At 71.3% G+C, this 11,310-nt stretch carries 8 protein-coding genes; 1 reads left to right on the forward strand and 7 read right to left on the reverse strand.

Annotated features, from left to right (window positions below; all coding sequences use genetic code 11):
- Positions 1-153: 153 nt before the first annotated feature.
- The 4 genes from ACFWZ2_RS24950 to ACFWZ2_RS24965 form a co-directional block, all read right to left on the reverse strand.
- Complete coding sequence (locus ACFWZ2_RS24950) at positions 154-3,105, reverse strand: AAA family ATPase (RefSeq protein ID WP_384549169.1); 2,952 nt, start codon at positions 3,103-3,105, stop codon at positions 154-156.
- 363 nt (positions 3,106-3,468) lie between these two features.
- Positions 3,469-4,305 carry a BTAD domain-containing putative transcriptional regulator gene (locus tag ACFWZ2_RS24955; RefSeq protein ID WP_384549171.1) on the reverse strand — a complete coding sequence of 279 codons (837 nt, stop codon included), beginning with the start codon at positions 4,303-4,305 and terminating at the stop codon, positions 3,469-3,471.
- A gap of 38 nt (positions 4,306-4,343) precedes the next feature.
- The gene (locus ACFWZ2_RS24960) at positions 4,344-4,838 is read right to left on the reverse strand and encodes a flavin reductase family protein (protein WP_384549173.1); all 495 of its coding nucleotides are present in this window, start codon (positions 4,836-4,838) and stop codon (positions 4,344-4,346) included.
- 121 nt (positions 4,839-4,959) lie between these two features.
- Positions 4,960-6,165: an acyltransferase family protein gene (locus ACFWZ2_RS24965; protein WP_384549175.1), complete on the reverse strand. Its 1,206-nt coding sequence runs from the start codon at positions 6,163-6,165 to the stop codon at positions 4,960-4,962.
- A gap of 221 nt (positions 6,166-6,386) precedes the next feature.
- On the opposite strand from ACFWZ2_RS24965, the gene ACFWZ2_RS24970 reads away from it, so the two are divergent.
- A complete protein-coding gene (locus tag ACFWZ2_RS24970) occupies positions 6,387-6,941 on the forward strand; it encodes a TetR/AcrR family transcriptional regulator (protein WP_384549177.1) in 555 nt (184 codons plus the stop codon).
- A 63-nt stretch (positions 6,942-7,004) separates the two neighbouring features.
- On the opposite strand, the gene ACFWZ2_RS24975 is transcribed toward ACFWZ2_RS24970, so the two are convergent.
- The 3 genes from ACFWZ2_RS24975 to ACFWZ2_RS24985 form a co-directional block, all read right to left on the reverse strand.
- A complete protein-coding gene (locus ACFWZ2_RS24975) occupies positions 7,005-8,054 on the reverse strand; it encodes an LLM class flavin-dependent oxidoreductase (protein WP_384549179.1) in 1,050 nt (349 codons plus the stop codon).
- Positions 8,055-8,092: 38 nt separating this feature from the next.
- Positions 8,093-9,562 carry an MFS transporter gene (locus ACFWZ2_RS24980; protein WP_384549180.1) on the reverse strand — a complete coding sequence of 490 codons (1,470 nt, stop codon included), beginning with the start codon at positions 9,560-9,562 and terminating at the stop codon, positions 8,093-8,095.
- A 235-nt stretch (positions 9,563-9,797) separates the two neighbouring features.
- The gene (locus tag ACFWZ2_RS24985; protein WP_384549181.1) at positions 9,798-11,282 is read right to left on the reverse strand and encodes an FAD-dependent monooxygenase; all 1,485 of its coding nucleotides are present in this window, start codon (positions 11,280-11,282) and stop codon (positions 9,798-9,800) included.
- Between the last annotated feature and the right edge of the window lie 28 nt (positions 11,283-11,310).

Below are 11,310 nucleotides of genomic sequence, written 5' to 3' on the forward strand. Positions count from 1 at the left end.
GCCATCCGCCTGCTGTCCGCCGCCAATTCCCGTTGCGGCCGCCCGCGACACACCTGGTCCGATTCCCCCCACCCAACAAAAAAAATCGGCCGGGGGCCACGGGGATCTCCCCGTGGCCCCGGCCGCAGAAGCAGGCGCTGAGCAGCGGACCCCTCAGCCCGTCTCGGCCATGAAGTGCACCAGCGCGGCCCGCGAGTTGATGCCGAGCTTCCGGTAGATCCGTGTGAGGTGTACGTCGATGGTGCGCGGGCTCAGCCGGAGCTGCTCGGCGATCTCCCGGGTGCGCAGGCCGGTTCCCGCGATGACGGCGACCTGGCGTTCACGGTCGGTCAGCGGCGTGAGCGGCGTCGTGGTGGGTGCGGTGGCGGGTGTGACAGGTGGAGCGGGTGTCCGGGGCGTCCTTGGCGCCGTCGCCGACGTGGGCGGGTGCGGCGGTCTCACCGGATCCGGTGGGGACACCGGCGTGCGCTGCTGGGGCCTGGCCTTCGGGAGCCGCAGCCGCTGTTGGACGATGCGCTTCTGCAGGGCCAGCGAACCGCACCACTCGGCGAGTTCGTACGCCCGTTCAAGGAGGGCGAGGGCGCGCAGCGGGTGTCCCGCCTCGGCGAGTCGTGGCGCGGCGAGCAGCAGCGTTCTTGCCTGCTGCCCGGTCATCCCCGCCGACGCGAACAGCCGGGCGGCCTCCTGATAGCGGTCCGCCGCCTGGCGTGCCGCGTCAGGTCCCGTCAGGACGTGGGCCCGTGCGGCGAGCGCGTGCGCCCGGTGGGCGGGCGAGGACGGTCTGGCGGCGGCCTCGGCCCGGTCGGCCCAGCCGGGGTTGGGACGTCCGGCGCGCACCGCGGCCTCCGCGAGCATCTCGCAGGCGAGCGGCCGCAACGCGGCGGGTACGCGGGGGAGTTCGGGCCCGCCGAACGCGGCGATGGCCGTGGTCGCCCACTGCGCCGGGTTCACGCAGTCGCGCACCGCGTCGGCGAGCCAGAGCGCGGCGGAGACGTGCCAGTGCCCGTCCCGGGAGACGGGTCCCAGCTGGGTCGGCATGAGCTGCTCGCTGAGTTCGGCGGCCCGTTGCGCGGCCCGGCCGTCGTGCGTGGTCTGGGCGCTGGTCACCGCCTCCAGGGTCGCGGCCAGGCGCACCGCGTGGGCGGAGCCGGTCCGCGGGGCGACGCGCTGGGCGTTCGCCGCGGCCTTGCGGGCCTCGACGTACCGGCCCGACTGATAGCGGACGGTGGCGAGTTGATTGAGGAGGGTGGGCAGCAGATGGGTCTCGTGGGAGCGCTCGGCGAGCCGGACGCCGCGCTGCAGATGGCTCTCGGCCTCCGCGGGCCGGCCCAGCATGCACTCGGCCCAGCCCAGGATCCCGAGGTACTCGGGGTGCGCGGCCAGCTCCGCGTCGACGAGGGCGTCGGCGGCTCCCGCGCAGGCGTCGACGGCCGCCTCGGCCTGCGCGGACTGTCCCAGCGTCACCTGGCGGGCGGCGAGCAGGGACAGCGCGCCCAGCTCGTCGGCCCGGTCGCCGCCGCGGCGGGCCCAGCGCACCGCGGCGCGCAGCTGCTCGGCGTCCGGCAGGGTCCCGGAGACACAGGCGACCAGCTCGCGCGCGACCGCGAGCGAGGCGGCCAGGGCGGCCGCCTCGTCCGTCTCGGGTTCGCCCACCTGTCGCAGCTCCGCGCCCAGGAGTTCGTCGGCGCGCCCGTGTCTGCCGAGCGAGCAGTCGAGGAGCGCGGTGTAGACGACCATCCGTACGCGGGGGGCGCGGGGTTCGGCGGGGACGAGCGCGAGCATCTCGTCGCTCACTTCGAGGGTGCTCTGCGGCGCGTCGGCGAGCCCCTGGGCGCGGGCGAGCGCCATGAGGAGTTCGACGCGCTCGGCCGAGAACTCGCCGCCCTCGGGCACCGCGCGCAGGGCGATCCTGATCCAGCGGACCGCCGCGGCGGGGTCGTCGGCCATGATGTCGTGCGCCGCCTGGGCGAGTACGTGCCGGTCCTCGTCGCCGGAGGCGGGCGGCACCTCCTCGACCAGCGGGGCCAGCTCCACCGCGGGGGTGCCCGCCCTGGCCCGCATGGCGACCACATGGCCGCGGGCGGTCCGCCGCCAGCAGTGGTCGAGATCGGCGAACACCACCTGGCGCATCAGGGGGTGACGGAACGTCAGCTGGAGGCCGGGGCCCGCGCGGCGGAACAGGTCCCGGTCGCACAGGCTCGCGCTGGCGCGGCAGGCGCGGTCGGGGTCCATGGCGGCCACCTCGGTCAGGTCCTCGAGCACGAAGCGGTCGCCGAGCATGGCGGCCGCCGAGATGATCGAGGTCTCGTCCGGGGTGAGCTGGGCGAGCTCGGCGAGGACCCGGCTGGCGAACCAGCCGGGCGGCAGTCCCCGGGCGTCGAAGACGGCGTCCACCGGCTGCTGCGCGGACTCCGCGAGCGCCTGGAGGTACAGGGGGTTGCCGTGGCTGTCCTGGTGGAGTCCGAGCAGGGCCGGGTTGTCCTTGCTCAGTCCGGTGAGGAAGGCGCTCTCGGCGAGCGTGAGCGGGGGGAGTTCGATGCGCCGTGCCGTGCCGAGCGCGACGGCGTGCCCGAGTGCGTCGTGCAGCCGCAGGGCGGACTGGCGCGGGCGGTGGGCCGCGACGAGGAGCAGGGGGGCGTTCACCGGCCAGCTCAGCAGGTAGTCCACCACTTCGAGCGTGCCGGGGTCGGCCCACTGGAGGTCGTCGATGAGAAGGACGAGTCCCGCCCTCGCGCGTCCTTCGAGAAGATGCCTGACCCGGTGCAGGAGCAGGCAGCGGGAACCCCCCGGTGTGTGCGGGGGAGAATCCGGGACGTCCTGGGAAGGCGAAGTGGCCAAATCCCTCAGCAGCGCGACCAATTCATCCGACTGGCTGTCGGAATAGTCGGCGGGGTTGGTATTGAGGAGTTGCGCAAGTGCCCGGAAGGGGTGGTTCTGGGTAACTGTCGTACAGCCGGTGCGGAGTACTTGGTACCCCTGGCGTCGCGCTTCGTCGGCGAACCGCGTCAGCAGCCGGGTCTTCCCCGCGCCGGGGTCGCCCGCCAGCTCGACGACCAGGCCGCCCGTCTCTTCCAGGTTCCCCAAAATGGTGGTGAACTGACCCATCTGGTCAGCCCGGATATCGCAGAACTGTCCCCGATTATCGGTTACGACATCTGTCGGAACCACAGTTTGCACTCCCTTCAACACCGGCCTCCGCAGCGCGCCCGAGCTCCCGGTGGACGGGGGCTCGGGCGGACGTGAGCAACTCGCGTCGCTGGCAAGCGGAATTGTGATGTTCGAGTGTAACTTTCAAGGGTTTCTTCAGCGTAAATCACTGGCAAAGATCGCGACGGGTGTCCTGTCGGATGGCGGAATGCTTGCCTCCGGATGAACCTCTGCTATTGGATCGCGAAAGACATTCACGCGGTTATATTTCTGCATTGTGAAATCACGCCGAAACAGGTTGCGAAAACGCGAACACGGCACTCAGGCCGCGATGGCGTGATCCAGCGCGGGGTCCGACAGGAGGATCGCCTGACGGAGTTCGTTCAGCGCGCGGCAGGGCGTGATGCCGAGTTCGGTGTCGAGCTTGGCCCGCACGGACTCGTACGCCATCAGCGCCTCACCGGTGCGCCCAGAGCGGTAGAGGGCCAGCATCAGGAGCCGGTGGAAGGTCTCCCGCAGCGGGTGCTCCAGGGTGATCTGGTAGAGCCTGGCGACCAGTTCGCGGTGGGCGCCCTGGGCCAGGTCCGCCTCGAACAGCATCTCGGTGCACTCCAGCCTGGCCTCCTCGGCCCAGGTGGTGAAGGACTCGATGGTGGGGCCGCCGTGCAGATCACCGAGGACGTCACCGCGCCACAGGGCGAGCGCCGCGGAGAAGGCGCGCGACGCGTCCGCGTGCCGGCGGGCCTTGGCGTGGCCGCGCCCCTCGCGCACCAGCTGCTGGAACTCGTGCACGTCGAGGGTGGATTCGCCGAGCTGGAGCACATAGCCGGGGGCGCGGGTGACGATGGGACTGCGCGTATCGCCGGGCGTGGTGAGGAACTTGCGCAGCTGGGAGATGTATACGTGCAGCGTGGCCGTGGCGCGACGGGGCGGCTCGTCCCCCCAGATCTCGGTGATCAGGTGGGACGCCGACACGACCTGGCCGCTGCGGATCAGCAGGGTGGCGAGCAGTGGCTCGATCTTGCGCGCTCGGAGGACGGCGACCTCGTCCCCGTCCGATATTCGCAGATTGCCCAGGACTTCGTAGCGCATCTCGCATCCCCCTGTGATGAAGACGAAGCGGCCGAGGCCGCGCGTGACGTGCGGATCCGCCTTCATCGCCGGACCCGTGATGGTGGTGCTGTACGACGTGTTGCTCAGGTACGCAGCGCCGCGTACCCGCCGTCGTGGTAGAGCAGTGGCTGCCCCGGCTCGCCGTGCCGCACGTGCACCGGCTCCGCGATGACCAGGGTGTGGTCCCCGGCGGGCACGCGGCTGACCACACGGCAGATCAGCAGCGCAAGGACGCCGTCGAGGACGGGGACGCCCTCGGGTCCCCGGTGCCAGGAGGTGGGCGGGGCGAAGCGGTCCGCGCCGCTGCGCGCGAACGTCGCCGCGAGCCCCTTCTGTTCTTCTCCCAGCAGATGAACCCCCACGTGTTCCGCCGAGTTGACGGTGGGCCAGGAGGAGGCGGTGGCACTGATCCCGAAGGTGAGCAGCGGCGGCTGGGCCGACAAGGAGGTGAGCGAGGTGGCGGTGAAGCCGACAGGGTGTTCGCCCTGCGCGGTGACTATGGCCACCCCGGCCGCGTGCCGACGGAACACGCTGCGGAACAGCGCGGGTTCCACCAGCACGGGACGATAGCCATTCAAGACTCCTCCAAGGGATATGTCTCACCGGACGGGCACCGCGTCGCGGCGCCCGTCCGGTGAAGATGCTGCCAGGTCTCGATGGCGACGCCATCGGGGAAACTACGTACAACCTGAAACGAACTCAGTGGGGGGTACGTACCTCGCTCTCCTCCCCGGGCGCGGGCACGACGGGGGCCGGTGCGGCGGCGACCGGCCGCAGCCTCGTCTCCCGGCTCGCGCGGTCCTTGCGGGAGCGGGCGAGATACCGCACCGAGGGGCGTTCGACCGCGGTGTAGAGGACTCCGGCCACGGCCACGGACACCGCGAGCAGGAAGACCAGGATGCCGATCGCGCCGGGCGTGCTCCAGGTACGGCCAAGGCCCAACGCCCGGTGTCCGTACGTAAGTACCAGCTGATGGATCAGGTAGAACGCGAACGACGCCTCACCGAGCCAGAGCGCGACGCGGCCCCGGAAGGGGGAGCGCCGTTCCTCGATGTCGGCGACCGCGGCCGCGGCGACGAGCAGCGCGAGCGGCGCGACGCTGACGGCCACGATCGTGTAGAGGATCGAGGTGTACTTCAGCGCCACGAAGGCCGCGAGGGCGAGCAGCGCGGCCGGGCCCATGCCGATCCGGACCCAGCGGCCCGAGTGGACGATGAGCGCCATGACGATGCCGAGGACGAACTCCAGGATCCGGGCGGGCGGGAAGCCGTACACGAACCAGAAGCGGGGGAAGGACTCGGAGACCGGCGGCGGGAACATCGGGGTGCCGGGCAGCAGTTGGGCGACCAGCGGCAGCGCGGCGATCGCGGCGACCACGAGCACGGCCGCCGTCCACAGGTGCCGGGCCGGGATCCGCCGCAGCAGGGGGAGCAGCAGCGGGAAGAGCGCGTAGAAGAAGACCTCGCAACCCAGCGACCAGGTCGGGGCGTTGACCCCGAGGAAGGTCGGGATGTCCGGCACCCAGGTGTGCACGAGCAGCAGGTTGGGCACCAGGACGTCGGCCTCGACGGCCTGGTCGGTGATGCTCAGGCAGAGCCAGGCGAGGAGCACGGCCGCCACGGTGCTCGGGTAGATCTTCGCCGCGCGGCGCCGCCAGAACTTGGTGACGGTGTCGCCGGGCCGGGCCGACCAGGTCAGGACGAAGCCGCTGAGGATGAAGAAGAAGGAGACGCCGACGTATCCGGCGCCCTCCACGATCCTGGCGTACTTGCTGTCGATGTCGGGGTCGGCGAAGAGGTGCTGGGCCGACGCATGGCCGAGGAAGACCATGAGTGCGGCGATGAACCTCATTCCGGTGAGGGTGGGCAGCCGGCTGCCGCCGGCCACGGGAGCGGTTGCTGTCATGGCGGTGTGTTCCCTTTCGCCGTTCGTGGCGAGGCGGTTGGCTCGCTTCCGCGCAGGATCCCGAGAGTTACTGAGGCGGTGCTTAGCGGTGGCTTAAACAACCACGTAAGCTGAGGGGGTCTCCGTTTGTCGGTCCCTGGCCGGGCGGAGACTGCCGGCCGTCACTGCCGAGGGGAGTTCTTCCGATGGACGCGACACAGACGTCTACCGCACGGCGTCCTATGCGTGCGGACGCGCGCCGCAACTACGACCGGCTGCTCACCGCGGCCAGAACGGCGTTCGCCGAACACGGCACCGACGCGTCCCTGGAGGACATCGCCCGCCGCGCGGGCCTGGGCGTCGGCACGCTGTACCGGCACTTTCCGACCCGCGACGACCTGCTGGAAGCGGTCTTCCACGACTCCGTCGAGGACCTCCAGGCCCAGGCGCTCGCCCGCCTCGACGACCCCGAGCCCGGCGCCGCCCTGATGGACTGGCTGCGGGCCATCGCCGAGCACGCGACCACCTACCGCGGCCTCGCCGGATCGCTGATGACGACCATGCTCGGCGAGACGATGACGCAGCCCTCCGACTGTCACCGGCGGCTGCTCACCGCCGGGGAGTCGCTGCTTGCCAGGGCCCAGGAGAGCGGTTCGATCCGCGCGGACGTCGAGATCGCCGAACTGCTCAGGCTGGTCAACGGACTTGCCTGGGCGGCGCGCCGCTCCCCGGCGGGCGCCGACCGCACCGACCGGCTCCTCGAACTGGCCCTGTGGGGCCTGGTGCCGCGCGCCTGACGGCCCGGGACATGGCTGAACCGGGCCCGGTCGGGGGAATTGCCGGGCCCGGTGGACTGTGGATCAGCCTGCGGCGCGCTGGGCGGCCAGGCGCGGCGCGAGCCGCTTGCCGGTCTCGGCGAGGATCTCGAAGGACCTGATCCGGTCCTCGACGCCGTGCACCAGCGTGAGCGACATCAGCTCGTCGGCGCCGGTGCGCTCGAGGAAGGCCGAGACCTTCTTCTCCAGCGTCTCGGGGCCGCCGACCAGGTGCGCCTGCACGCGCTCGCGCACGTACTGGAGCTCCTGCGGGCTGTACGGGTGGGCCGCGGCCTCCTCCGGGCTCGGGTAGGGACCCGTTATGCCGGTGGTCCGCTGGAGCAGCGAGGAGAGCGCCATCGGCCCCGCGAGGTACTCGGCGCGCTCGTCGGTGTCCGCCGCGATGACGATCGCCGCGACGATCGCGTACGGCCGGTCGAGCTGGGCCGAGGGGCGGAAGTTCTCCCGGTAGAGCTTCAGCGCGGGGATGGTGTTCTCCGCGCTGAAGTGGTGCGCGAAGGCGAACGGCAGGCCGAGCATGGCCGCCGTACGCGCGCTGTTGCCGCTGGATCCGAGGAGCCACAGCGGCGGGCGGTTGCCCTCCGCGGGGGTCGCGGAGACCGGCAGGACGGGGCCGCCGGGCTCCGAACCCTCGAAGTAGCCGATGAGTTCGGCCAGGCGCTCGCCGAAGTCGTCGTTGCTGGTGTCACGGCGCAGGGCGCGGGCGGTGACGGGGTCGGTGCCCGCGGCCCTGCCGATGCCCATGTCGATCCGGCCCGGGTGCAGGGCCTCCAGGGTGCCGAACTGCTCGGCGACCACCAGCGGGGAGTGGTTGGGCAGCATGACGCCGCCCGAGCCCACCCGCAGCCGGGTGGTGGCGCTCGCGATCCGGTCCATCAGGATCGGCGGTGCACAGCTGGCGATGTTGGGGGCGTTGTGGTGCTCCGCCATCCAGTACCGCAGATAGCCGAGCCGGTCGACGCGTTCCGCGATGGTGATGGTGTCCCGCAGGGCCTGGCCGGGGTCCGAACCGCTCACCACGGGGGAGAAGTCCAGTACCGACAGGGGTATCGCGTCCGGCTGGGTTTCGGTCATGCTCTCGCTCGCTTCCGATCGATGGGCGCCTGGCGGCCTCAGGCGGCCGGCTTGGCGGGCGGCTTGGGCAGTTTGACTGCGAACAGTGAGATCAGCAGCGCGGCCACCGCGAAGGCGGCGCCGCCCACGGCCGCGGAGGCGATGCCCTCACTGAGTACGTGGTGCTTGGCCTCGGTGGGAGTCGAACCGGCCGCCGGAGTGGCGTCCCTGCGGGCGGTCTCGAACAGGTTGACCAGGATGGCGAGGCCGAGCGTGGCGCCGACCTGCTGCATCGCCTGCAGCAGACCGGAGGCGGCACCGGCGTCCTGGGGCTGGACCTCGGAGAGGATGACGATGTTCAGCGGCAGGAAGCTCATGCCGGAGCCGGTGCCGAAGAGCAGCATCGGGCCGACGACGGCGGCCGCGTAGCTGCTGTCCGCGTCGATCTGGGTCAGCCAGACGATGCCGGCCGTCACCAGGATGCCGCCGACCACGAGCAGGGGCTTGGGGCCGAACTTGGGCAGCAGCTTCGGGGTGGCGCGGGCCATGCCGAACTGGGTGAGCGCCATCGGCAGGAAGGCGAATCCGGTCTGCACCGCGCTGTATTCGAGGACTTCCTGCAGGAACTGGGTGAGGAAGAAGAACAGCGCGAACATGGTCGCGGGCAGCAGGAGCATGTTGGTGTACGCGGCGGCCCGGTTGCGGTGCAGGAGCAGCTTCAGCGGGGTGATCGGCTGCTCCGCCTTGGTCTCGACGACCAGGAACGCGGCGAGCAGGATGACGGCGGCGGCGAAGGAGCCGATGGTGATGCCGTCGCTCCAGCCCTCCTCGGAGGCGCGGATGAAGCCGTACACCAGCGAGACCATGCCGAGCGTGGAGGTCAGCGCGCCGCCCAGGTCGAAGCGGCCGGGGTGCCGCTCGGGCTGGCGCACGTACAGCGGGGCGAGCACCAGGATCGCAAGGCCGATCGGCACGTTGATGAAGAGCACCGAGCGCCAGGACAACCAGTCGGTGAGCAGACCGCCGACGATCAGGCCGAAGGCCATGCCCGCGCCGGAGACCGCGGAGTAGATGGAGAGCGCCTTGGTGCGCTCGGCGCCCTCGAAGTTGGTGTTCAGGAGGGCCAGGGTGCTGGGCGCGGCGAACGCGGCACCGGCTCCCTGGAGCGCCCGGGCGGCGAGCAGCCAGGTGTCGTTGGTGGCGAAACCGCCCACGAAGGAGGCGACCGTGAAGACCACGATGCCGAGCGTGAACACCTTGCGGCGGCCCAGGATGTCACCGGCCCGTCCGCCGAGCAGCAGGAGACCGCCGAACGCCAGCGTGTAGGCGTTGACCACCCAGGCCAGCTTGGCCGGCGAGAATTCGAGGTCGCCCTGGATGTCGGGCAGGGCGATGTTCACGATCGTGGCGTCCAGGATGACCATCAACTGGCAGGCCAGGATGACCGTGAGCGCGAGTCCGGGGTGGTGCCGCGGGGCTTCGGTGGCTCCGGAGCCGGACGGTGCTCCCACTGTCGACTGAGTCGACATGGTTCCTCCATGTGAATTTCGGGCGCGAGGGGATATGGGCGGGCGGACAGGAAAACGGGGACAGCAAGAAGCCCGCCGGACGGGCCACCGCTAAACGGAGGGTGGCTCTGTTTACGATACGGAGGCAGCCTACGTTTTTCAATCGGTACGCCCGTCCGGCCTGAAAACTGGGGCGAGTGGGGGGATGTGAGATGCCGTCAGATGCGGTGTCCCGCGGCGCGCGACCCCCGCCACCTCACTCGGAGGGCGCGCCGAACCAGGTGCGCAGCGCGGCGTCGAGGCCCGCGGCGTCCTCCTCGGGCGAACCGGCCCAGGCGACATAGCCGTCGGGGCGCACGAGCAGCGCGGCGGCGTCGATGCCCTCGGCGGGCGCCGCGGCCACCGTGGCGACCCGGCTCTTCCAGCCCGCCGTGTCCGGCAGCACGGCCTCGCCGCCCGACAGGTCGTACAGCACACCCCGGCCCTCGTGCAGGGTCGCCGCCACGTCCGTCGCACCGGCCGCGGTCTCCAGCGGGGCGTTCGGCACCCGACGGCCGGTCAGCGCGTGCTCGGGGACCGAGCCCTCGGCCGCGTCGTCCGCCGCCCGCATCGGATAGCGGATGTCGACGCCCGACATCATGTGGATCAGGTGCTCGCTGACCTCTTCGAGGGCGAGCAGCTCGCCGAACATCTCGCGCAGCGGCGTCATCTCGCTCGGCTGCTCCATCAGCGTCAGCTGGGCCCGGGTGTTCATGCAGACCCGCTCGCCGATGGGGTGCCGCTCCACCTCGTAGGTGTCGAGGAGGCCGGGCGGCGCCCAGCCCTGGATGTCCGCGGCGAGCTTCCAGCCCAGGTTCAGGGCGTCCTGGATGCTGGTGTTGAGGCCCTGGCCGCCGATCGGGAAGTGGATGTGGACCGCGTCGCCAACCAGGAACACCCGGCCCTCGCGGTACTTCTCGGCCTGCCGGGTCGCACTGCCGAACCGGGACAGCATGACCGCGTCGCCCAGCGGCGGCGCCTCGCCGACGATCCGCTCGACCAGCGCGGTCAGCTCCTCCAGCGTCGGCGGGATGTCCCGGGACGCGGGCTCGGTCCTGAACTCGGCGGCGGTCACCCGGACCAGCTCGCCGTCCAGCGGGATGTACGCGAACAGGCCGCGGTCGCGCAGCTGCGGGTCCCACCGCTCCTGCAGCTCCACCGGCACCCGCAGGTCGCCCGTGATGCCGTTGGTGGTGGACGCGGTGCCGGGGAAGTTGATCCCGGCGAGCTTGCGCACCGTGCTGCCGCCGCCGTCGCAGCCGACCAGGTAGGAGGCGCGGATGTCGTAGTCGCCGTCCTCGGCGCTGACCCGCACCGTGACGCCGTCCGCGTCCTGCTCCATGCCCACCACGGCGTGCCCGCGGCGCAGTTCGACCCCGGCGAGCGCGTTGACCCGCTCCTCGAGGAGCTGCTCGATCCGGCGCTGCGGCACCCGGCGCGGCACCAGGTTCCCTTCGAGGCCGGAGAACCGCAGCATGCCGAAGCCGAAGTACTTGATCTGCTGGTACTCGTAGACCGGCGCGGCGAGCCCCCGCTGGTTCAGCGCCTCGATGGAACCCCAGTGCAGGCCCAACGCCCGTGACCAGCCCGGGGGTTCCGCCAGCTTCTCCAGTACGACGGCGTCCACGCCGGCCAGACCCAGCTCGGCGGCGAGCATCAGACCGGCCGGGCCTCCGCCCGCGATGACGACAGTGCGTTCCATGCGCAACCCCTCCACGAGGTCGAGTGGG

This window comes from Streptomyces sp. NPDC059002, assembly GCF_042740435.1.
In the GTDB taxonomy this organism is placed as follows: domain Bacteria; phylum Actinomycetota; class Actinomycetes; order Streptomycetales; family Streptomycetaceae; genus Streptomyces.

Excerpts from the sequence above, each read along its gene's own strand:
- ACFWZ2_RS24950 (WP_384549169.1), bottom strand. The coding sequence starts at position 3,105 with ATGGGTCAGTTCACCACCATTTTGGGGAACCTGGAAGAGACGGGCGGC.
- ACFWZ2_RS24955 (WP_384549171.1), bottom strand. The coding sequence starts at position 4,305 with ATGAAGGCGGATCCGCACGTCACGCGCGGCCTCGGCCGCTTCGTCTTC.
- ACFWZ2_RS24965 (WP_384549175.1), bottom strand. The coding sequence starts at position 6,165 with ATGACAGCAACCGCTCCCGTGGCCGGCGGCAGCCGGCTGCCCACCCTC.
- ACFWZ2_RS24970 (WP_384549177.1), top strand. The coding sequence starts at position 6,387 with ATGCGTGCGGACGCGCGCCGCAACTACGACCGGCTGCTCACCGCGGCC.
- ACFWZ2_RS24975 (WP_384549179.1), bottom strand. The coding sequence starts at position 8,054 with ATGACCGAAACCCAGCCGGACGCGATACCCCTGTCGGTACTGGACTTC.
- ACFWZ2_RS24980 (WP_384549180.1), bottom strand. The coding sequence starts at position 9,562 with ATGTCGACTCAGTCGACAGTGGGAGCACCGTCCGGCTCCGGAGCCACC.
- ACFWZ2_RS24985 (WP_384549181.1), bottom strand. The coding sequence starts at position 11,282 with ATGGAACGCACTGTCGTCATCGCGGGCGGAGGCCCGGCCGGTCTGATG.